The sequence below is a fragment of the Kitasatospora sp. NPDC127116 genome (assembly GCF_042677365.1).
Taxonomy (GTDB): domain Bacteria; phylum Actinomycetota; class Actinomycetes; order Streptomycetales; family Streptomycetaceae; genus Kitasatospora; species Kitasatospora lactacystinica.
This window is the reverse complement of the sequence record NZ_JBHXTL010000062.1, coordinates 34957-55687: the sequence shown is the minus strand read 5'-3', so window position 1 is coordinate 55687 and position 20731 is coordinate 34957. Positions and strand designations below refer to the sequence as shown.

Sequence of the window (20731 nt, the reverse complement as noted above, 5' to 3'; positions counted from 1 at the left end):
GCCGCGGGGCGCACGCCCCCCCCGGGGCCCGCGCCGCAGCCGCTGCCGGACCCTCAGATCTCGTCGTCCAGGCCCTGCTCGATGGCGTACCGGACCAGCTCCACCCGGTTGTGCAGCTGCAGCTTCCCGAGCGTGTTCTGCACGTGGTTCTGCACCGTCCGGTGGGACAGCACCAGCCGGTCGGCGATCTGCCGGTACGACAGCCCCTTGGCCACCAGCCGCAGCACCTCGGTCTCCCGGGCGGTCAGCCGCGGGGCGGCCGGCGCCGAGGCCGGGGCCGGCTCGGCGGCCAGCCGGCGGAACTCGCCGAGCACCAGGCCGGCCAGGCCCGGGGTGAACACCGCGTCGCCGACGGCCGTGCGGCGCACCGCGTCCAGCAGCTCCTCCCGCCCGGCCGACTTCACCAGGTAGCCGGTCGCGCCGGACTTCACCGCCTCCAGCACGTCCTGGTGCTCTCCGCTGGCCGACAGCACCAGCACCCGCACCGCCGGGTCGTGCGCGACCACCTGGCGGCACACCTCGGCACCGGGCAGGCCGGGCAGGTTGAGGTCCAGCACGACCACCTGCGGCGTGCAGGCGCGGGCCCGGCGCACGGCCTCCTCGCCGTCGCCCGCGGTGGCCACCACGTCCAGTCCGGCCTCGGCGAGGTCACGCGAGACGGCGTCCCGCCACATCGGGTGGTCGTCCACCACCATCACCCGCACCGGCCGGTCGGCGGTCGGCTGATCGGTCATCGGCTGGCTGGTCATTGAGTGGCCTTCCTCGGGACGCGCAGTTCGACCTCGACGCCCTCCCCGGGCGCCGAGTACAGCTCGGCCGTGCCGCCGAGGTCCAGCAGCCGGCCGCGGATGGACTGGGAGACGCCGAGCCGGCCCGCCTGCTCGGCCTCGCCGAGCCGGCCCGGGGCGTAGCCGGGCCCGTCGTCGCGGATGCCGACCGTGACGGCCTCCGGCTCGTCCTCGACCAGGATCCAGGCCCGGGCCCGCTCCCCCGCGTGCTTGCGCACGTTGTCGACGGCCGCGCCGACGGCCGCCGCGAGCTCGCCCGCCGCCTGACCGGGCAGCAGCACCGGGGTGCCGGGGGCGGAGAGCGTGATCCGCTCGTCCGCGTACGGGCGCAGCAGCACGGTCAGGTCGCACGGCGCGTGCGGGTCCGGCGGCTCGGCGGCGTCGGACCGCGACGCGCGCCGCGCCGGCAGCGGACCGCCCGTCATCAGCGCCCGCAGCGCGCGCTCCTGCTCACCGGCCAGCCGGCCGAGCTCGGCGAAGTCCGCGCCGGAGGCCGTCCGCTCGCTCAGCTCCGCGCCGCGCCGCTGGACCAGGGCGAGCACCTGGAGCACGCCGTCGTGGATGTCCCGGGAGAGCCGCTCGCGCTCCCGGGTGGCCGCCTCGACCTGGAGCGCCCGGGTGAGGGTGGCCTCGCTGGCCCGGGCCAGCTCGATCACGTAGCCGATCGCGCAGCCGGCCACCATCAGCAGCACGATGTTGTGGATGTTGTCGCCGGTCGGCCCGCCGTGGCCGAGGATGTTGGCGACGCCGATCACCGAGCCCGAGGCCGCCGCCGGGCGCCAGCCGCCCTTCGCGGCGAAGCCCAGCACCGTGCCGGCCGCCCAGATCGTCGGCAGGGTGGGCGCGCCGTGGCTGATCCGGGCCGGGGAGTCGGTCATGCCGCTCATCACGATGCCGGTGACGGCGAGGGTGAGGTCGGCGCCCAGGACGTACCAGGTGCAGCGCTGCGGGTTGGCGAAGGCCCGGGTGCTGGCCAGGGTCCACAGGGTCAGCGCGCCGAGGAAGATCCAGCCGGCCACCGGGTGCAGGAAGTGCAGGTACGAGTTGAAGTACCGCAGCAGGGCGTAGCACAGGGCCAGCACCCGGAAGTAGGAGATCGCCTTCCACAGCGGGAGTTCGACGGACATGCCGCCGGCCGCCACCGTGCCGCCGACCGCGCCGGCTCTGCCCCCGTCGTCCGTCATCCGCCCCTCCCCTGGGCCCGTCCGGGCGGCCGAGCGGCCGTCCGGACGCCTACTCCGGCTTCTCCTGCTGCTTCTCCGAGGTGCCCGCCTCGGCAGCCTTCTCCGTCTCGGCGGCCTTCTCGGCCTTCTCCGCCTTCTCGGCCTCGGCGGCCTCCGCCTTCTCCGCCTTGGCGGCGGCCCGGCGCTCGGCGTCGGCCTTCTTCTTGTCGTCCGCGATCTGCCGCTTGGCGGCGGTCGCGTAGATGTCCACGTACTCCTGGCCGGAGAGCCGCATGATCTCGTACATCACCTCGTCCGTCACCGAACGGAGGATGAAGCGGTCGTTCTCCATGCCGTGGTAGCGGGAGAAGTCCAGCGGGCGGCCGATCCGGATGCCGGGGCGGATGCCGAAGTTGGGGATCACCTGGCCGGGCGGCTGCACCTTCTCGGTGTCGATCATGGCGACCGGGATCACCGGGGCGCCGGTGGCCAGCGCGACGCGGGCCAGGCCGCCGACCTTGCCGCGGTACAGCTTGCCGTCGGGCGACCGGGTGCCCTCCGGGTAGACGCCGAACAGCTCGCCGCTGTCCAGCACCGCGATGGCGCTGCGGATCGCGGCCTCACCGGCGCCGCGCACGCCCGAGCGGTCCACCGGCAGCTGGCCGACGCCCTTGAAGAACGCGGCGGTCAGCCGGCCCTTGAGGCCCGGGGTGTTGAAGTACTCGGCCTTCGCGATGAAGGTGACCCGGCGCCTGATCAGGGCGGGGAAGAAGAACGAGTCCGAGAAGGACAGGTGGTTGCTCGCGATGATCGCCGCACCCTCGGTGGGGATGTTCTCCTCGCCCTCGATCCAGGGCCGGAAGAAGATCCGAAGCAGTGGCGCGACGATCATCTTCATCAGTCGGTAGAACAACCCGGGCCTCCTGTTATGCGGACCGGTCGATCCTAATGCCCCGCGGCCGTCCGCTGTGCCCGCCCCCGCCGTACGGACCGCGCCCGGCCCCTTCGCAGGGGGTGTACGACCCGGCGCGGAGCGTGGGACGATGCGATTTCGCAGCACTTCCCCCTCCAGCGTCCTCTCCCCCAGCGCCACCCGCCCGCGAAGGAGTCCGCCATGCCGTTGCTGCCCGGTGCCGAGCCGTACCGCCACACCGGCGGGCCGGTGGGAGTGCTGCTCTGCCACGGCTTCACCGGGTCGCCGCAGTCGCTGCGGCCGTGGGCCGACGAACTGGCCGCGGCCGGCTTCACCGTCTCGCTGCCGCTGCTGCCCGGGCACGGCACCCGCTGGCAGGACATGCAGCTCACCCGCTGGGAGGACTGGTACGCGGAGGTCGAGCGCGAGCTGCTGGCGCTCGCCGACGAGTGCGAGCAGGTCTTCGTCTGTGCCCTGTCGATGGGCGGCGCGCTGGCGCTGCGGCTCGCCGCGCTGCACGGGCCGACGGTCTCCGGGCTGGTGCTGGTCAACCCGTCGGTGCGCTCGGACACCCCCGCGAGCGTGCTGCTGCCGGTGCTGCGCCACCTGCTGCCCAGCCTGCCCGGGGTCGCCAACGACATCGCCCGGGCCGGTGCGGTCGAGGTCGGCTACGACCGCACCCCGCTGCACGCCGCCTGGTCGCTGAGCCGGCTGTGGCGGGAGGTCCAGCGGCTGCTGCCGGAGGTGACCCAGCCGGTGCTGCTCTTCCACAGCCCGCAGGACCACGTCGTCTCGCCGGCCAACTCGGAACTGGTACTGGCCCGGATATCCTCGACGGACGTGACGGAGCGGCTGTGCCAGCGCAGTTTCCACGTCGCGACGCTGGACCACGACGCGGCGGAAATATTCGCGGCCGGCCAGGACTTCATCCAACGGCTGGCCCCCGCGCACGCGGCGGGCGTCACCCGGGTCGAATCCGACGATCACCATGGCTGAAGGGCCGGAAGTGCACGAGAGCAGCACGGCGGGCGGCGGGGACGAGACTCCCCGCGAGGACGGCGCGACCAAGGACGGCGGGACGGACGCCGCCACCCCGGGCGGTGCGCCGACGGACCGTACCGGCCCGGAGGGCACGGCGACGCCCCCACCCGGCCGGGACGCCGCCGCCGGCTCCGCGGGAGAGGCCGCGGGCGACACCGCCGAACGCCGTCCGCGCCGTGCGCCCGAGCGCAGCCAGGCCGAGCAGGACGCGATCTTCGCCGCCCTGGTGGCACAGTTCGACGACCCGGTCGACCTCAACAACCCGAACTGGCCCGAGGTCGAGAACCTCCGGGCGCAGAACGAGCTCAAGGGCGGCTACAAGGAAGGCGGCGCCGGCGGCCGCGGCGACCAGGACGACCTGGCCGACCTCGCCCCGCAGCCCCGCCCCCGCTCCGGCCGGCCGGTGATGCCGGCGGGCGGCGCGGGCCCGCGCGACTTCGAACTGGCCGAGGAGACCGACGAGGGGCACTTCGTCCCGCCGGAGCCCCCGCCGCTGCCGGCCGCCGACGTGACCGCCAAGTTCGCCTGGCTGGCGGTGCTCGGCGGCCCGGCGCTGCTGCTGGTCGACGCGGTGGTCTGGCGGGAGATCTCCGGCTGGCCCGCCTGGGTCGGGATCACCGCCTTCCTCGGCGGCTTCGTGACCCTGGTCGCGCGGATGAAGGACCGCGACGAGGACGAGCCGGAGGACCCGGACCACGGCGCGGTCGTCTAGCGGACCCGCTGACCGACCTGCTGACCGACCGGCCGGCCGCCCGGTCGGCTCGTCGGCAGTTCGAGGACGGCGAGCACCGGCAGGTGATCGGTCGCGGCCCGCAGGTCGGCCTCGGTGACGCCGGGCAGCCCGTGCGGCACCCCGCAGCCGAGGACGGTGATCCCGGGTGTGGCGAACACGGCGTCGATCCGCTGGTAGGGGCGCTCCGGCACGGAGGTGAACTCGCCTCCCCAGGGCGCGGTCGGGTACCCGTCCTGGAGCCGCGAGGCCAGCAGCCGCCAGCCCGGCCCGTCCGGGTGCTCGTTGAAGTCCCCTGCCACGACGCCGAGTTCGGCGATTGCGAGCTGGTCGAGGAGCAGCTCGAACTGCCCGTGCCGCTCCTCCTGGTCCAGGCTGAGGTGGCAGCTGGTGACGCTGAACGGCGCCGTGCCGGGCAGTCGCAGCAGCGCGCCGGCGAAGCCCCGGGCGTGCAGGCCGCGGGTCTTGGGCAGCAGCCGGTCGTGCACCTCCAGCAGTTCCACCGCGCCGGGCCGGCCGAGCAGCAGCGGGCCGGCGGCGGTGCGGCCGCCGCCCGCGAGCACGGCCGTGCCGGTGTTCCGGGCCAGCCAGGCGGCCTGGCCCTCGGGCCGCCAGTAGCGCGGGGACTCCTGGACGCAGACCACGTCCGGCTCGCAGGCCCGGATCACCCGGGCCAGCGCCCGCCGGTCGTCGCGCAGCGAGCGGATGTTGTAGCTGAGCAGCCGCAGCCGGCCCGGGCCGGGCGGCGGCAGCGGTTCGGCCCGCGCGGCGGTCGTGGTCGCGGCGGCGGTCCCGGTCATGGCGGTGGTCCCGGTCATGGCGGTGGTCGTGGTCGCGGCGCTCATGGTCCTCCCCTGGGCGGTCACCGGATCGATCCGACCGTACGCGGCCGGGCCGGGACGTGCGACGGCGGCGGTGCGTCCGGGATCGGTCGGGGCCCGGTCGCACCGCCGCCGGCGGGCTCGGAGGGGGTCAGGCGGTGCGGGCGAGGTCCGCCGCGCCGACGATGCCGGCGGCGGAGCCCATCGAGGCCAGCACGACCTCGGCGCGCGGGCGGTGCACCCCACCGGTCAGGTAGTGCTCGAACGCCTTGGCGACCGGGTCGAGCAGCAGTCGGCCGGAGTCGGAGACGCCGCCGCCGAGCACGAAGACGCCCGGGTCGAACAGCGCGGCGAGGTCGGCCATGCCGCGGCCCAGCCAGTCGGCCAGTTCGGCGTAGCACTCCAGGGCGAGCGGGTCGCCCTCCTCCGCGGCCTGGGTGATGTGGATGCCGCGGATGGTCTCGGCCACGCCGTCGTTGAGTTCCAGCATCCGGTGGCCGCGCTGCGGGTCGGCGGCCGCCTTCTCCCGGCCGTAGCGGCGCAGCGCGCGCCCGGAGCCGTACTGCTCCCAGCAGCCCTTGCCGCCGCAGCCGCAGAGCAGGCCGTCGGGGACCATGTTGAGGTGGCCGATCTCGCCGGCCACGCCGAAGCGGCCGCGGTGCAGCCGGTTGTCCAGGACGATGCCGCCGCCGATGCCGGTGCCGACGGTGATCAGCAGCATGTCGCGGTGGTCGGCGGCCGCGCCGAAGCGGAACTCGGCCCAGGCCGCGCAGTTGGCGTCGTTCTCGACGACGGTGGACAGGCCGGTGAGCTCCTCGATCCGGCCGCGCAGCGGCTCGTTCTCCCAGTCGATGTTGGGAGCGAAGATCACGGTCGAGCGGTTGCTGTCGACGAACCCGGGGGCGCCGACGCCCACTGCCGTGACACCGGGGTGCTCCTCCTTGAGCTCGCGCACGGCCTGCGCGATGGCGTCGACCGCCCACTGCGGGTCGGCCGGGGTGGGCACCCTGGTCCGGGCCAGGATGGCGCCCGCCTCGTCGACCACGCCTGCCGCGATCTTGGTCCCGCCGACATCGACGCCGATGGTCAGAGCCATGTGTCCCTCAGCTATTCACTCGTTCCGCTGGACGGAACGCTACCGCCCAACCCGGCCCCCGTACACAGCCTCGCATACATTATCCGAAGACAATCCTGGGACAGCCTGGCCGTGACGCTTCAAAAGTCGTATCTAATCTCCTTCTTCGTGACGTACGAGAGCAGCGCGATCACCCTCCGAAAGTCACGGTTTCACTGCTTGACGGACGACCCGTCAGCCTCGTCAACATCGCCGCCGAGGTCGCCGTCGAGGTCGAGGTCGAGGTCGATCTTCTCGGTCGGCGCGCCCTGCCCGGCGGTCCAGCGGCTCTCGTGCCCGGCCACGGCGGCGCGGTAGGCGGCCAGCAGCTCGGCGCCCGCGGCGGCGAGCCCGGTGCCGGCCGCGGCGAGGTGGGAGTAGACCTCCGGCTGCTGGGTGCGCAGCCGGTCGGCCAGCCCGGACAGGGTGATCAGGGTGGTGGCGCTCGCCTCCTGGGCCTTGTCGCCGAGCGCACCGGCGAACCGGCGCACCTCGTCCACCAGCGGGCCCAGCTCCGGCCCGAACGGGTGCCCCTGGCCGCCCTGCTCGCCGTCCTGCTCGCCGTCCGGCCGGCCTCCGGGCTCGGTGCGGTCGTCGGTGCTGGTCATCGCGGGCGCCTCCTCAGCCGTGGCCGCACCCCGCGGCCCCTTGGGCCCGACGCTACCCGACCGGCCGGGCGGCCCGAAAAGCCGCCGGACCCCCGCCGGAGCACCGCTGGAGCGCCGCCGAACCCCCCGTCAGCCCCGGGGCCAGAGCGCCGGGTCGGGGGCGAACCGCACCGAGAGCACCCCGTCGTGCAGCCCCGCCCCGGCCACCGTGCAGCGGCGCAGCGCGGACGGGAGGGTGAGCACCCGGCGGTGGGTGCCGATTCCGACCACCAGGTCGTCACCCCGGCGGACCAGGTCCAGTTCGGAGCGGTCGGCGCCGGGCAGGTCGAGGTGCCAGACCAGCAGGCCCTCCTCGGCGAGCCGGTCCTCGACCGGCCAGGGCCCGGGGGCGAGCCGCTCGGGCCCGTCCCCGTCCCCGTAGAGCCGGTCGGCGACGGCTTCCAGGGTGGCGTCGGCCAGGCCGGTGACCAGCACCGGGGCGTCGGTCTCGGCGGCGAGCGCGGTCAGCTCCTCCTGCCGGCGGCGGGCCAGGGCGGCCAGCCAGGAGTCGGGCGAGGAGACGGCGGCCCCGGGCAGCGCTCCGTGCACCACCACGGCGTCCGGCCGGTGCCCGTGCAGCGCGAGTCCGGCCCGGATCCGGCGCAGTTCGCGGTACGGGTGGCCGTCGGCCGGGACGACCAGCCGGACGCTGGTGCCGGGGCCGGTGATCGCGGCGCGGGACTCGGCGAGCGCCGCGACGGCCTTGGTGCGCCCCTCGTACAGCCAGTCGGCGGGCATCGGGACGCCGGCCAGCCCGGCCAGCAGCGGGCGCAGCGCCCGGGCGGCCTGCCGCTGCTCGGGGACGAGCCGGTCCAGGTAGCGGGCGAGCTGTTCGGGCAGGGCGAGGGTGGCGATCAGCTCGGCGGGCGGCGGGGCGAGCACGACCAGGACGTCCTGGTCGGCGGCGGGCAGGGCGCGCAGCAGGGCGAGCCGGGCGATGCCGGGGAGGGCGGTGAGCTCCTCGGGGTCGAGCTGTTCGGCGCCGAGCAGGTCGAGGGCGGGCTTGAGCCGGCCGGTGAGCTCGCCGACGGCGTAGCGGAAGGCGGCCTGCTCGTCGATCCGGGAGACGGTCAGGCCCGGTGCGTGGAGGAGCGGTTCGGGCTCCAGCCGGGTGCCGAGGGCGGAGTCCAGGGCGCGGTGCGGGTCGTCGGCGGCCAGCAGCCAGGTGCGGTGGCCGCGCCGGGCGGCGTGCAGGGCGGTGGCGGCGGCCACCGTGGGAGCCCCCGAGTCACCGCTGATCAGGATGGTGCGTGTCGCCGTCATGCCGTCCGGCCCCCCGTTCGGTCGTGTCAGCCTTCGACGCGCTTCTTCAGACCGGCCAGGGCGCGGTCGATGATGACCTTCTCGGCCTTGCGCTTGATCATGCCGAGCATCGGGATCTTGACGTCCACGGCGAGCTGGTACGTCACCTCGGTGCGGCCGCCGGCCAGCGGGGCGAGGGTGTAGGAGCCGTCCAGCGAGCGGAGCATCTGGCTGCGGACGAGGGTCCAGGAGACCTCGCGGTCGCCGTCCCAGGTGTAGGCGAGGACGTGCTCGTCGCGGATGGCGCCGGCGTCGAGCAGCAGCCGGACCTCGGCGGCGCGGCCGTCCTCGCCGGCCTTGAGGACCTCGATCTCCTTGACCTCCCCGGTCCAGGCCGGGTAGGCGGCGAAGTCGGCGATCACGGCCATGACCGTGGCCGGGGTCGCGTCGATGGTGATGCTCGACCTGGTGTGCTCCGCCATTGGAATGGCCCTCCGCCTCGTCCCTCTGCCTGCCGGTCCGGCCGGGGCGCGCTCGGCCCGGTCCGCCCGGAGCAGGCTATCGCGCCCGGCGGGCGGCGCGGCGGCGCGGGCCGTGCCCGGCGGGCGGCCGTGGTGCGGGCGGGCGCCGGGCGGCCGGGCATGTTACCGGCCGGTCGCCCTGCTCTGTCGTAGGGTGCCATTCGAACGACCCGGTCACGGCCTGGTCCGACCCGGCCGGGTGTGACACTTCGAACACCGGAGCCGACCCCTCTGGTCGAAGCTGCCTACCGGGCAGTAACGTCCTGCCGTCCCGCAGCGTCGCGTACGAGGAGCAGTCTTGCTCGACTTCAGCCTTCCGGCCCTCTACCAGGTACCGAGCAACGGCAACCTCGCCGACCCGGTGCACCGGAACGCCGAGATGCACCCGGATCTCGCCGTGCTCAGCCGGAAGGTGGACGGCCAGTGGCAGGAGTTGACGTCGGTCCAGTTCCTGGCCGAGGTGCACGCCACCGCCAAGGGCCTGATCGCCGCCGGTATCGAGGCGGGTGACCGGGTCGCCATCATGTCCCGTACCCGGTACGAGTGGACGCTGCTGGACTTCGCGATCTGGACGGCCGGCGCGATCACCGTGCCGGTGTACGAGACCTCCTCCGCCGAGCAGGTCGAGTGGATCCTCGGCGACTCCGGCGCGGTCGCCGTGATCACCGAGACCGACCAGCACGTCCGGGTGGTCGGCACGGTCCGCGAGCGGCTGCCGGAGCTGAAGCACACCTGGCAGATCGAGGCCGGGGCGATCGCCGCCCTGGCCGAGGCCGGACAGGACGTCCCGGACGCGACGATCGAGGAGCGCCGCCGGATCGCCGGCCCCGACGACATCGCCACCATCGTCTACACCTCGGGCACCACCGGCCGCCCGAAGGGCTGTCAGCTGACCCACGGCAACTTCCTGGCCGAGTGCGGCAACGTCGTCGAGCGCCTGGCCCCGATGTTCAACACCGGCGAGAGTTCGGTCCTGCTCTTCCTGCCGCTGGCCCACGTCTTCGCCCGGCTCGTCGAGATCGCCCCGGCGATGGCCCCGATCAAGCTCGGCCACGTCTCCGACATCCGGGACGTCACCGCCGAGCTGGCCTCCTTCAAGCCGACCCTGATCCTGGGCGTGCCCAGAGTGTTCGAGAAGGTCTACAACACCGCCCGTTCCAAGGCCCAGGCCGACGGCAAGGGCAAGATCTTCGACAAGGCCTCCGACACCGCGATCGCCTACAGCCGGGCGCTGGACGCGGGTGGCCCCGGCCTGGTGCTGCGGCTCAAGCACGCGGTCTTCGACAAGCTGGTCTACGGCAAGCTGCGCGCCGCCCTCGGCGGCCGGGCCAGCTACGCCATCTCCGGCGGCGCCCCGCTCGGCGAGCGCCTGGGCCACTTCTACCGGGGCATCGGCTTCACCGTGCTGGAGGGCTACGGCCTGACGGAGACCTGCGCGGCCACCGCCTTCAACCCGTGGGACAAGCCGAAGATCGGTACGGTCGGCCAGCCGGTGCCCGGCTCCTCCGTGCGGATCGCCGAGGACGGCGAGGTCTTCTTCAAGGGCCCGCACGTCTTCACCGGCTACTGGAACAACCCGAAGGCCACCGCCGACACCCTCAAGGACGGCTGGATCGCCACCGGCGACCTCGGCTCGCTGGACTCCGACGGCTACCTGACCATCACCGGCCGCAAGAAGGAGATCATCGTCACGGCCGGCGGCAAGAACGTCGCCCCCGCCGTGATCGAGGACCGGATCCGGGCCCACGCCCTGGTCGGCGAGGTCATGGTGGTCGGCGACCGCAAGCCCTTCATCGCCTGCCTGATCACCGTCGACCCGGACTTCTTCCCGAAGTGGAAGGAGCTCAACGGCAAGCCCGCCGGCGCCACCGTCGCCGACCTCGCCGACGACCCGGACCTGCTGGCCGCCCTCCAGAGCGCGGTGGACGACGGCAACGCCGCCGTTTCGCACGCCGAGGCGGTCAAGAAGTTCCGGCTGCTGGACACCGAGTTCTCCGAGGAGAGCGGCCACCTGACGCCCTCGCTCAAGCTCAAGCGCAACGTCGTGCTGAAGGACTACGCGGCCGACATCGAGGCCCTCTACCGGAAGTAGCCGCCGGAAGCGGCCGCCCGACGCGGCCCGACCGCGGGCGCCGGACGGGCCCCGCCACTCCAGGAAAGTGGCGGGGCCCGTCGGCGTCACCCGGCCAGCAGCGAGGTCAGCCGCCCGGCCAGCAGGTCCCAGCGCCAGGAGCGCTCCACCCAGCGCCGCCCGGCCTCGCCCATCCGCCGCCGCAGCTCCTCGTCGCGCAGCAGCCGCACGATCCGCTCGGCCGCCGCCGGGGCCGAGCCGCCGGGCACCACGTACCCGGTCTCGCCCTCCAGCACCGCGTCCGGCGCGCCGCCGGAGTCCCCCGCGACCACCGGCAGGCCGGTCGCCGAGGCCTCCAGGTAGACGATGCCCAGGCCCTCGACGTCCAGCCCCCCGCGCCGGGTGCGGCACGGCATCGCGAAGACGTCCCCGGCCCCGTAGTGGGCGGGCAGCTCCTCCCACGGCACCGAGCCGGTGAACCGCACCGAGTCCCGCACGCCCGTGGCGTCGGCGAGCTTCTCCAGGTCCGCCCGGTACGGGCCGCCGCCGACGATCAGCAGCACCGCGTCCGGCACGTCGGCGAGGATCTGCGGCATCGCCTCGATCAGGGTGTCCTGGCCCTTGCGCGGCACCAGCCGGGAGACGCAGACCACCACCGGCCGGTCCGCCAGCCCGAGCCGGCGGCGCACCTCGGCGCCCCCGGAGCCCGGGTGGAAGGTCGTCTCGTCCACGCCCGGCGGCAGTTGGACCATCCGGGCCGCGGCCTGCGGCCCGACCGCGGCGGCGATCCGGGAGCGGGTGTACTCGCCCAGGTAGGTCAGCACGTCGGTGCCGGCGCCGATCCGGCGCAGCAGCTGCCGGGAGACCGGCAGCTGGGCCCAGGCGGCCTCGTGGCCGTGGGTCATGCCGAGCAGCCGCCCGGCCCCGGCCCGGCGCAGCGTGGGCGCCATCAGCCCGAGCGGCGCGGCGGCGCCGAACCAGACCGAGTCGCACTTCTCCGCGCGCAGGATCTCGGCGGCCCGCCGGGTGACCCGCGGTGTGGGAACCATCACCTTCGTCCGGTCCCGGATCACCGGGAACGGCTGCTCGGCGTCGAAGCGGGCCACCTCGCTGCCGTCCCGCCAGGTCGAGGCGTACACCACGACACTGCCTGCGGGCTGACGGACGGCCATGTTGTGCACGAAGGCCTGGATGCCACCGGGGCGCGGCGGGAAGTCATTGGTGACGATCAAGGTTCTGTGCATCAGGCCACGGCTCGCTCGGTCGGGGGGTGCGCGGTGTACCGCTGGGTGATCCGTACGATAGGTCAACACCATGACCCGCCGGGAACGGAACCGCGCACGGCAACCGTTTGACCCCCGGGTCAGTCCTAGTACCTAGGCCGCAGTGCGACGCGGCCCGGGCGTCCGTCTCCACGACGCCTCCGGTGGGGACGTCCGAGACGAACGAGGGAGCGCAGTGGAATTGGCCCCGGCCACCGAGCCCGGTTCTTCACGCGGCCGCCTCGGCCGCCCGCTCGGGGCGCTCGCCGCGCTCGGCGCCACCTGGATCGCCACCCGCGCGCTGCTGGTGCTGCTGGCGACGGGCGTGCTGAAGGCGCCCGGCGGCGACGTCACGGCGGACGTCTGGATGATCTACCACGCCTGGTACGGCGTGCTCCAGACCGGCACCTTCCCCTTCGACGACGTCACCTGGCAGTACCCGCCGGGCGCCGCCCTGGTGATCCTGCTGCCGGGCCTGCTGCCCTGGTCGTACCTGGTCTCGTTCTGGGTGATCTGCGGGATCGCCGACGCCGCCGCGGCCGCGCTGCTGGTGCGCACCGGCCTGCGCCGGGGCCGGGCGCTGACCGGCGCCTGGATGTGGGTGGTGGGCGTCCCGCTGCTCGGCCCGATGATCTACAACCGCTTCGACGTCATCGTCACCGCGGTCGCCCTGGCCGGTCTGCTGGCGCTGATCCGCCGCCCGGCGGTCGGCGGGCTGCTGCTGGGCCTGGGCGGCATCGTCAAGATCTGGCCGCTGCTCGGCCTGATCGGCACCCCCTCCGGCCGCCGCACCCGCCGTTCCTGGACGCTGGCCGGCGCCACCGCCGTCTCGATCGGCTTCCTGCTGGCCGCCGGGATGAACGGCGCCTTCGACTTCCTGGCCTTCCAGAAGGACCGCGGCATCGAGGTCGAGTCGCTCGGCGCGCTGCCGCTGCACTTCGCCCGGCTCGCCGGCGGCTGGGACGGCCGGGTCACGATGAACTACGGCTCCCCCGAGATGCTCGGGCCGTGGGTGAGCGTGATCAGCAAGGTGATGATGGCCGGCACCGTGCTGGGCTTCGCCTGGCTGCTGCTGTGGCGCTACACCTCCAAGCGCCGCAGCGCGGCCACCATGTACGACGCGGCGCTGTGCGCGCTGCTGATCTTCGTGGTGACCAGCCGGGTGATCAGCCCGCAGTACCTGGTCTGGCTGGTCGGCGTCGCGGCCGTCTGCCTGACCGTGCGCAACAGCAGCCAGCGGCCGGTGGCGGTGCTGATCCTGCTCGCCTGCCCGCTGACCCTGGTCGAGTTCCCGACCATGTTCACCCAGGTGCTGGCCAGCGACCCGGTGGCGGTCACCGTGCTGGCCGCGCGCAACCTGCTGCTGCTGGCCGCGGCCGTGCTCTCCTGCGTCCGGCTCTGGCGCTCGACCCGCGGCGAGGCGCCGCTGCCGCCGACCGTGGTGCTGGACCGCGAGCCCGCCGCGCTGCCGTCCGCCGGCTACCCGGTGCGCCCGGGCATCGCCTACGAGCAGGACCTGCTGGACGGGATCGACCACCCGGGCGCCCCGGCCGAGCAGCGCCGCTGATCAGCCCCTCAGCTCCGCCATCCGCGCCAGCCACTGCCGGGTGAACTCCTCCAGCCCGACGCCCAGCTCGCGGCGCATCAGCCGGTCGGTGCGGCGCTCCCGGTCCTCGCCCTGCCCGTCGGCCGCGCCGATCGCACGGTAGAAGGCGACCAGCCGCTGCGGCCCGTGGGTGCGGGCGATCAGCTCGCAGGCCAGCCAGGACTGCTCGTAGGCCTGGGCGATGCCGGTGGCCCCGGCGGCGAAGTCCCGGTCGGCGGGCAGCGCGGTGGGCGTCCTCCCGGCGGCGACGTCCCGGGCCAGCTCGGGGGCGACCTGCTGCGGGCTGCGGCCCGAGTCGCGGTACGCCGTCCAGTCGGCGACGCCCTCGGAGAGCCACAGCGGGGTCCAGGCCCGGGTGTCGGCCCTGGTCGCGACGTGGGTGGCCTCGTGGGTGATCACCACCTGGCGGCCGAAGTCGCTGAGCCGCCCGTACACCTCCGGGTTGACCAGCACCCGGTCCGCCGGGGTGTGCCACGGTGCGCCGGGGGCGGCCACGGTGACCGCCGCCATGCCCGTCCAGCCGTCCGGGTCGCCCTCCAGCAGCCGGGCGAACTGCTCCCCGGTGGCGGGCCGCTCCAGCAGCAGCCGCTCCGGCCAGGCGCCGCCCCAGACCTCGGTGACGGCGGGCACCGCCCGGTCCCCCACCGCGGCCAGCTCGGCCGGGTCGGGCCCGGCGGCCGGCCCGACCACCAGGCAGTTCGCTCCCGGAGCCGACCGGAGCGGCCCGAAGTCCCACGGCGCGGGCGGGCCGCCCGCGCTCTCCTCGCGCTCGACCCGCCAGCCGTCGCCGGCCCGGACCAGCTCGATCCGGCGCGGGTACACCACCGGGTACTCGTCGTACCCGGCGATCCGCACCGCCAGTTCGGCGGCGGCGGTCAGCCGCTCCGGCCCGCCGGAGGCGGCGAGCACCAGGTTGCGGTACCCCGCCCCGGCCACCGGCAGCCCGGCCCACGGCGGCGCCGAGCGCGCCCGTTCCGCCAGCGCGGCGGCCACCTCGGCGTGCCGGTCCGCCGAGCGGGCCGCGGGCGCCGCCGGGGCGGCCGGAGGCAGCGACAGCTGGGCCAGGCCACCGGCCGCGAGCAGCAGCGCGCCCCGCCGGGACAGCGTCCGGCGGGGGCGGGAGCCGGATATACCGGCGGGGCCAGTGGGGTCGGCGGGGCCGGACGGCGGGGCGTTCAGAGCCGGACCACCCCGGAGACCGGCATGGCGGTGACGCTCTCGTAGCGGACCTTGGCGCCCGGGCGGGGGGCGTGCACGATCACGCCGCCGCCGGCGTACATGCCGACGTGGTGCATGTCCCGGTAAAAGATCACCAGGTCTCCCGGTCGCGCTTCGGACAGGCTGACCCGCTGCCCGGCGTACGCCTGGGCCTGCGAGGTGCGCGGCAGGGTCACTCCGGCCTGCCGCCAGCTGTAGTACATCAGACCGGAGCAGTCGAACGCGTTCGGGCCGGTGGCCCCGTAGACGTACGGGGAGCCGATCATCCGCACCGCGGCGGCCAGCGCGGCGGCCCCGCGCTCGGAGGCGGGCGGGGCGGTGCCGAGGTCCAGCCGGTCGGTGCCCCGGGTGGCGCGCTGCTCGGCGTCCCGGGCGTCCTGGACCGTCAGCCGGGCCCGCTCGGCGGCGCCCAGACCGTTCAGCAGCTTCTGCGCCCTGGCCAGCCGCTGCTGGATCTGCTGCTTGCTGTCGGCGAGCGAGCGGCGGGTCCGGTCCAGCTCGTCGAGCTTGCCGGCCGCCTCGGTCCGGCGCTGGTCGAGCCGGCGCTGCCGGGCGACCAGCTCGTGCAGGGTCTCCTGCTGGCGCGCGGCGGCCTGGCCCAGGGCGCGGGCGCGGGACAGGTAGCCCTCCGGGTCGGGCGAGAGGATGAGCTGGGCGGTCTGGGTCATCCCGCCGCCGCGGTACTCGGCCCCGGCCACCGTCGCGAGGTCGCCCCGCAGCCCGTTGAGCTGGTCCTGGGCCACGGCGATCTCGCCCTGGAGGATCGTGGTCTCGCCCTGGAGCCGCCGCTGGGCCTCCTGCGCCGCGTTGGCCTTCTCGGACGCCTGCTCGGCCTCGTCGTACAGCTGTTCCACCTGCGTCTTGACGTCCTGGCGGTCGCCCGGGTCGGGGCTGCCGGGGGCGGCCTGGGCGCTGCCTCCGGCAGCCACACCCAGGGCGGTGGCGGCGGCCGCGGTCAGCACCAGCGCCCGGGCGAGCAGTTGGGAACGGCGGTGCACGGGCATGGCGGCAGCGGCTCCAATCCTGCGGCGCGGCTCCCGCCGCCGCACCGGGACGGGCGGCCGTCGAGCGGGAGTCCGGTGGCAGACGTTAGCGAGTCAGGGCAAGCGAGTCCAAACCCCTGCCAACCCGAATATTCAGGCTGTTGTCGGACATTTGATCGGCCCTCGGGAAAAGCCGCAGGAAAAACCGCAGGCCCGGCCTCCCCTGGGGGAGGCCGGGCCTGGAAGCGTCCGAGCGGTGATCAGACCCGCACGATGGAGGCCAGCGGCATGTTGGTGACGGCCTCGTAGCGCACCGACGCGCCCGGCTTGGGCGCGTGCAGCACCTGGCCGTTGCCCGCGTAGATGCCGACGTGGTGGGCGTCGGTGTAGAAGATCAGCAGGTCGCCGGGCTGGGCCTGGGAGATGTCCGAGCCGATCCGGGTGCCGGCCGAGGCCTGCGCCTGCGAGGTGCGCGGCAGCGACACGCCCGCCTGGTTGAACGCCCAGACCATCAGACCGGAGCAGTCGAAGGAGCCCGGGCCGGTGGCGCCCCAGACGTACGGGCTGCCGATCTTGGAGGCGGCGGCCGAGAGCGCGGCGGCACCGCGCGAGCTGCCCGGGGCCACCTTCACCGGGGAGGAGGCGGTCGAGCCGGCCGAGGCGGTCGAGCCGGTCGCGAGGTCGCCGCGGCTGTTGTCGCGGGAGGCGCGGTCGGCCTGCTGCTGCTGGGCCTGGGCGGCGTCGGCCTTGGCCTTGGCGTCGGCCGCGGCCTTCTCCTCGGCCTGGCGCAGCGCCTGGCGCTCCTGCTCGGTCAGCGTGTTGAGCAGGTCCTGGGCCGCCTTCAGCTTGCCCTGGACCTCCTCCTTGGAGGCCTTCAGCTGCTGGGTGGTCGACTCCAGCTCGGCGAGCTTGCCCTGGGCCTCGTTGCGGTCCTGGTCGAGCTTGCGCTGCTGCTCCTGGAGCTCCTTCAGCTGACCCTTCTGGGTGCTGCCGGCCTGGTTCAGCGCGTCGGCCTGGCTGAGGAAGGTGTCCGGGCTGGAGGAGAACATCAGCTGGACGGTCGGGGATATGCCCCCGTTGCGGTACTGCTCGCCGGCGATCTCGGCCAGGCCGCCCTGGAGCTCGGTGACCTGGGCCTGCTGACGGGCCACCTGGTCCTGCATGCCGGAGACCTGCTTCTCCAGCTCCTGCTGCTTGGCCTGGGCCGCGTTGTAGTTCTCGGTCGCGATCTCGGCCTGCTCGTTGAGCTGGTCGACCTGCCCCTTGACCTGTTCCTTGGTCGGCTGCGGGTCGGCGTGGGCGCCTTGCGCGGAGAGGACGACGGCTGCCGCGGCGACACCGGTCAGGATCGAGACCCGGGCGCGGCCTGCGGGCTTGGGACGACGATGGGACGCCACGAAGGCGGACTCCTTCTTCCTACGTCCGCCTACCGGGTGAGCTGACGGGTTCGGGCCGGAAGCATGCCCTACGACGCCTCACGGCCGTTCCATCGGCCGACCTGGCGTCGATTCACCCCGGAGGAACGTGGTTCCCCGGCTCCGCTCCGCAGCGCCCCCAAAACACTGGGCTCCCCTGTCGGGCAGTCGCTTCGACCTGCCCCGCTGCCTCACGAACTCGACGGTAACCACCGCCGCCACCCTGGCTGGGCGATCGACAGTGCGGTGGTTCAGGGCACGACCCTAGTAACTGAACCGTGATCGGTTCAAATCCTTGTCAGAAAAAAGACCAAAGATTTCCCAAGTTCTTCTGTGAAAATGACCGATGGTGACCACTGGCACACAGATGGCTGATCAGTTCTCAGCATGTGGTCGCGAAGGGACGGAAAGCCGAACGCCACCCCCGAACGAGGGGTGGCGCTTTTCACAGCCCCCGGAAGGGCCCCGCGGGCGTGTCGGGCCGTCAGACCCGGCGGATGGTGTTGATCGACATCGCGTCGGCCTTCATCACCTTCACCACGTCACCGGTGTGCGGCGCGTGGACCACCATGCCGTTGCCGATGTACATCCCGACGTGGTGCATGTCGTTGCCGTAGACCACCAGGTCGCCCGGCTGGGCCTGGTCCAGCGAGGGCACCCGGGTGCCGTAGTGGCCCTGCTCCTGCGAGGTGCGCGGCAGCGAGACGCCCGCCTGCCCGTACGCCCAGACCATCAGGCCCGAGCAGTCGAAGGTGGTCGAGCCGGTGGCGCCCCACACGTACGGCGAGCCCTGCTTGCTCATCGCCTTGGCCATCGCCACGGCCGCGTAGCCGCTGGCCGGCGGCAGGCTGCTGAGGTCGACCCGGTCGCTGCCGCGCGAGGCGCGGTCGTCCTGTGCCTGCTGGGCCTTCAGCGCGGCGCGGTCGGTGGCGCTCAGCGAGTTCAGCAGGTCCTGGGCGGCCTTCAGCTTGGTGTTGACGTCCGCCTTGGCCTGGTTCAGGTCCTTGGTGGTGGTGTCCAGCGAGGCGAGCACGGCGGAGGCCTCGACCTTCTCCTGGTCCAGCCGGCGCTGCTGGTCCAGCAGCCCCTTGAGCGCCTCGGCCTGGCTGCTGCTGGCCTGCTGGACGGTGGAGGCCTTCTCCAGGTAGCCGGACGGGTCGGAGGTGAGCATCAGCTGGACGGACGGGTCGATGCCGCCGGTGCGGTACTGCTCGCCCGCCACCTCGGCGAGGCCGCCCTGGAGCTGGGTCATCTGCTCCTGGCTGCGGGCCACCTGGTCCTGCAGCTGGTCGGCCTGCTTGCGCAGCTGGTCGGCCCGCTCCTTGGCGCCGTTGTACTTCTCCGCCGCCTGCTCCTGCTCCTCCTGGAGCTGGTCGATCTGCGCCTTGACGTCCGTTTTGTTCGGCTGCGGCGCGGCGTGCGCGGCCACCTGGGCGGAGAGGGCGACCGCGGTCGCAGCAGCAGCGGTGAGCACGGAGATCCGCGCGCGGCTCGGCTGCTTGGGACGGCGGTGGGAGGCCAAGGGTCCTGCTCCTTCTTCCAACGGACTCACCTGATGGGATGAGATTCCGGAAAATAGGTTTGACGCCAGACCCTAGTGAAGATCTATCCGTTTTGCCACTCCCCCGAAGGTGTGAACTCCGGTCCGCACACTGACGACACGGGACCCGCACACCATCCCGGAACCACTCCTGACCAGGCATCGCACGGCCGCTCGGGGTCAGGGGCGCGCCAGCCGGTTCAGCAGCAGCACCGAGGCCACGGGGCGCGCGCCCGCCTTCCGCACGCCGTCCGCGACCTCCCGGTCGGTGGACACCACCACCACCGGACGGCCCTGCGGCTCGGCCCGCACCAGACGGCGGATCAGCTCGTCGGCCGTCTCCCCGGTCCGGCTGAACCGCACCCGGACCCCGCGCGGCGGCGCCATGATCACCGGGACGTCCAGGTCCTGCCCGTCGAACACGCAGGTGACCTCCGCCTGGGTGCGCTGCGCCAGCATCGCCAGCCCGCCCAGCAGCCGGATCCGCTGCTGCTCCAGCGGCAGCGTCGGATAACCGGTCTTGGTCACGTTGTAGCCGTCCACCACCAGGTGCACCTGGGGGATCGCCAGCAGCTGGTCCAGCAGCGCCGGATCGTCCTCGGCCAGCCCGCGCCGGGCCACGTCGTGGGGCGAGGCCGCCCCCGGCACCACCGCCTCCACCAGGTCCGCCGGGCGGATCTGGGAGACCGGCAGCGCCAGCTCCCGCTGGAGCCCCTGGGCCGACTGCAGCACGGTGTCCAGCAGCAGCCGCAGCCGCATGTCCTCGACGCTGCGCCCCTCACGGGCCGACCGGCGGCCCTGCTCGACCGCGTTCTCCAGCTCCGAGACCCGGTGCCTGAGCCTGCGCGCCTCGGTCTCGGCCGCACCGCGCTCGGCCGCGGACTGCGCCTTCAGCGCTTCCAGCTCGCCGGCCACCCGGCGGGTCTCGGCCTGCGCCCGGCGGGTGTCGCTCTCCAGCGACCGCACCTTCTTGCGCAGCGACTCGGCCTCCTTGCGGACGCCGTCCGACTCGGCCCGCTGCCGGTCCACGTCCGCCCGCGCGGAGGCCCGCACCTCGGCCAGCTCGGCGTGCAGCTTCTCGACCAGCCGGGCCGACTCCGCGGCCGCGTCCTCGGCACCGGCCCGCTCGGCCTCCTCGCCGGCCTCGGCCACCAGCCGGCTCCAGCCCGCCGAACGCACCAGGTAGGCGGCGGCCGCGACGTCCATCGGATCGGCGGCGCTCGGGACGGTGCCCGACTCCAGCGCCTTCACCAGGTCCGGCTGCCCGAGGCGCAGCCGCTCCGCTATCCGCACCCGGAAGGCGGGCTCCGCCTCCAGGGCCGCCGCCAGCGCGGTGGCCGCGTACTTGGCCCGCCGCGCCGGGGTGAACTTCACGTACTGACGCAGGCTCTGCGGGAGCTCGCCCGCCGGAAGCCCGCCGAGCGCGTCCGAGGCCAGCCCGACCACGCGCCGGCGCACGCCCTCGGGCAGCGGCCGGTCGAGCTTCTCGACAGCGTGCTCCGCCGCGGGCTCGGAGGAGTCGTTCGCCGCCCCGGCCGCCGCCCCGGCCCGGGCCTCGGCCGCAGCGGGCTGAAGCCCCTGGGCTTCGCCGGGCTCCTTCGCTGCGTCCACCACGTCCTCGGCTCCGATCCTGGTCCAGCGGGGCACGGCCGCGAC

At 74.1% G+C, this 20731-nt stretch carries 18 protein-coding genes and 1 riboswitch; of the genes, 4 read left to right on the top strand and 14 right to left on the bottom strand.

Annotated elements, in window-relative coordinates; all coding sequences use genetic code 11:
- Positions 1–53: 53 nt before the first annotated feature.
- From ACFVHV_RS23950 to ACFVHV_RS23940, 3 genes are read right to left on the bottom strand one after another with little or no spacing between them, the layout of a single operon-like run.
- Positions 54–749 carry a response regulator gene (locus tag ACFVHV_RS23950; protein ID WP_380353246.1) on the bottom strand — a complete coding sequence of 232 codons (696 nt, stop codon included), beginning with the start codon at positions 747–749 and terminating at the stop codon, positions 54–56.
- Positions 746–1972 (bottom strand): MacS family sensor histidine kinase, encoded by a 1227-nt coding sequence (gene macS / locus ACFVHV_RS23945; protein WP_359897098.1) that lies wholly within the window; start codon positions 1970–1972, stop codon positions 746–748. Before macS ends, ACFVHV_RS23950 begins: the two co-directional genes overlap by 4 nt.
- Before the next feature lie 49 nt (positions 1973–2021).
- A complete protein-coding gene (locus ACFVHV_RS23940) occupies positions 2022–2864 on the bottom strand; it encodes a lysophospholipid acyltransferase family protein (protein ID WP_380353243.1) in 843 nt (280 codons plus the stop codon).
- Positions 2865–3065: 201 nt separating this feature from the next.
- Between ACFVHV_RS23940 and ACFVHV_RS23935 the strand changes: the two genes are divergently transcribed.
- Positions 3066–3860, top strand: coding sequence for an alpha/beta fold hydrolase (locus tag ACFVHV_RS23935; protein ID WP_359897094.1), 795 nt, complete (start codon positions 3066–3068; stop codon positions 3858–3860).
- Positions 3861–3870: 10 nt separating this feature from the next.
- Positions 3871–4617, top strand: a complete 747-nt coding sequence (locus tag ACFVHV_RS23930) for a hypothetical protein (RefSeq protein WP_359897092.1) — start codon at positions 3871–3873, stop codon at positions 4615–4617.
- On the opposite strand, the gene ACFVHV_RS23925 is transcribed toward ACFVHV_RS23930, so the two are convergent.
- From ACFVHV_RS23925 to ACFVHV_RS23905, 5 genes are all read right to left on the bottom strand, one after another.
- Complete coding sequence (locus ACFVHV_RS23925; RefSeq protein ID WP_380353249.1) at positions 4614–5435, bottom strand: endonuclease/exonuclease/phosphatase family protein; 822 nt, start codon at positions 5433–5435, stop codon at positions 4614–4616. The two genes, ACFVHV_RS23930 and ACFVHV_RS23925, sit on opposite strands and share 4 nt — an antisense overlap.
- A gap of 172 nt (positions 5436–5607) precedes the next feature.
- Positions 5608–6552, bottom strand: coding sequence for an ROK family glucokinase (locus ACFVHV_RS23920; RefSeq protein WP_359897088.1), 945 nt, complete (start codon positions 6550–6552; stop codon positions 5608–5610).
- A gap of 191 nt (positions 6553–6743) precedes the next feature.
- Positions 6744–7178: a DUF5304 family protein gene (locus tag ACFVHV_RS23915; RefSeq protein WP_359897086.1), complete on the bottom strand. Its 435-nt coding sequence runs from the start codon at positions 7176–7178 to the stop codon at positions 6744–6746.
- Between the two features lie 129 nt (positions 7179–7307).
- Positions 7308–8480 carry an ArsA family ATPase gene (locus tag ACFVHV_RS23910; protein WP_380353238.1) on the bottom strand — a complete coding sequence of 391 codons (1173 nt, stop codon included), beginning with the start codon at positions 8478–8480 and terminating at the stop codon, positions 7308–7310.
- A gap of 26 nt (positions 8481–8506) precedes the next feature.
- Entirely contained in the window at positions 8507–8941 is a 435-nt protein-coding gene (locus ACFVHV_RS23905; RefSeq protein WP_359897082.1) for an SRPBCC family protein, read from the bottom strand.
- Between the two features lie 337 nt (positions 8942–9278).
- On the opposite strand from ACFVHV_RS23905, the gene ACFVHV_RS23900 reads away from it, so the two are divergent.
- Positions 9279–11072, top strand: coding sequence for an AMP-dependent synthetase/ligase (locus tag ACFVHV_RS23900; RefSeq protein ID WP_359897081.1), 1794 nt, complete (start codon positions 9279–9281; stop codon positions 11070–11072).
- A gap of 86 nt (positions 11073–11158) precedes the next feature.
- Here ACFVHV_RS23900 and ACFVHV_RS23895 read toward each other — a convergent pair whose 3' ends face one another.
- Positions 11159–12295: a glycosyltransferase family 4 protein gene (locus ACFVHV_RS23895; RefSeq protein WP_359897079.1), complete on the bottom strand. Its 1137-nt coding sequence runs from the start codon at positions 12293–12295 to the stop codon at positions 11159–11161.
- Between the two features lie 214 nt (positions 12296–12509).
- Between ACFVHV_RS23895 and ACFVHV_RS23890 the strand changes: the two genes are divergently transcribed.
- Positions 12510–13880, top strand: coding sequence for a glycosyltransferase 87 family protein (locus ACFVHV_RS23890; protein WP_359897078.1), 1371 nt, complete (start codon positions 12510–12512; stop codon positions 13878–13880).
- On the opposite strand, the gene ACFVHV_RS23885 is transcribed toward ACFVHV_RS23890, so the two are convergent.
- From ACFVHV_RS23885 to ACFVHV_RS23865, 5 genes are all read right to left on the bottom strand, one after another.
- A complete protein-coding gene (locus ACFVHV_RS23885; RefSeq protein WP_359897076.1) occupies positions 13881–14912 on the bottom strand; it encodes a hypothetical protein in 1032 nt (343 codons plus the stop codon).
- A 182-nt stretch (positions 14913–15094) separates the two neighbouring features.
- On the bottom strand, positions 15095–16141 hold the full coding sequence (locus tag ACFVHV_RS23880; RefSeq protein WP_380353233.1) for an NlpC/P60 family protein: 1047 nt from the start codon (positions 16139–16141) through the stop codon (positions 15095–15097).
- A gap of 239 nt (positions 16142–16380) precedes the next feature.
- Positions 16381–17517: an NlpC/P60 family protein gene (locus ACFVHV_RS23875; RefSeq protein ID WP_380353231.1), complete on the bottom strand. Its 1137-nt coding sequence runs from the start codon at positions 17515–17517 to the stop codon at positions 16381–16383.
- Positions 17518–17527: 10 nt separating this feature from the next.
- Positions 17528–17681: riboswitch (cyclic di-AMP (ydaO/yuaA leader) on the bottom strand.
- Positions 17682–18019: 338 nt separating this feature from the next.
- Positions 18020–19057 carry an NlpC/P60 family protein gene (locus ACFVHV_RS23870; RefSeq protein ID WP_359897070.1) on the bottom strand — a complete coding sequence of 346 codons (1038 nt, stop codon included), beginning with the start codon at positions 19055–19057 and terminating at the stop codon, positions 18020–18022.
- Positions 19058–19255: 198 nt separating this feature from the next.
- Positions 19256–20722 carry an NYN domain-containing protein gene (locus tag ACFVHV_RS23865; RefSeq protein WP_380353228.1) on the bottom strand — a complete coding sequence of 489 codons (1467 nt, stop codon included), beginning with the start codon at positions 20720–20722 and terminating at the stop codon, positions 19256–19258.
- Between the last annotated feature and the right edge of the window lie 9 nt (positions 20723–20731).

What these genes read in the sequence shown, in the direction of transcription:
- ACFVHV_RS23915 (WP_359897086.1), bottom strand. Translation starts at nt 7,178, where the DNA reads ATGACCAGCACCGACGACCGCACCGAGCCCGGAGGCCGGCCGGACGGC.
- ACFVHV_RS23920 (WP_359897088.1), bottom strand. Translation starts at nt 6,552, where the DNA reads ATGGCTCTGACCATCGGCGTCGATGTCGGCGGGACCAAGATCGCGGCA.
- ACFVHV_RS23910 (WP_380353238.1), bottom strand. Translation starts at nt 8,480, where the DNA reads ATGACGGCGACACGCACCATCCTGATCAGCGGTGACTCGGGGGCTCCC.
- ACFVHV_RS23950 (WP_380353246.1), bottom strand. Translation starts at nt 749, where the DNA reads ATGACCAGCCAGCCGATGACCGATCAGCCGACCGCCGACCGGCCGGTG.
- ACFVHV_RS23935 (WP_359897094.1), top strand. Translation starts at nt 3,066, where the DNA reads ATGCCGTTGCTGCCCGGTGCCGAGCCGTACCGCCACACCGGCGGGCCG.
- ACFVHV_RS23880 (WP_380353233.1), bottom strand. Translation starts at nt 16,141, where the DNA reads ATGCCCGTGCACCGCCGTTCCCAACTGCTCGCCCGGGCGCTGGTGCTG.
- ACFVHV_RS23925 (WP_380353249.1), bottom strand. Translation starts at nt 5,435, where the DNA reads ATGACCGGGACCGCCGCCGCGACCACGACCGCCGCGCGGGCCGAACCG.
- ACFVHV_RS23895 (WP_359897079.1), bottom strand. Translation starts at nt 12,295, where the DNA reads ATGCACAGAACCTTGATCGTCACCAATGACTTCCCGCCGCGCCCCGGT.
- ACFVHV_RS23905 (WP_359897082.1), bottom strand. Translation starts at nt 8,941, where the DNA reads ATGGCGGAGCACACCAGGTCGAGCATCACCATCGACGCGACCCCGGCC.
- macS (WP_359897098.1), bottom strand. Translation starts at nt 1,972, where the DNA reads ATGACGGACGACGGGGGCAGAGCCGGCGCGGTCGGCGGCACGGTGGCG.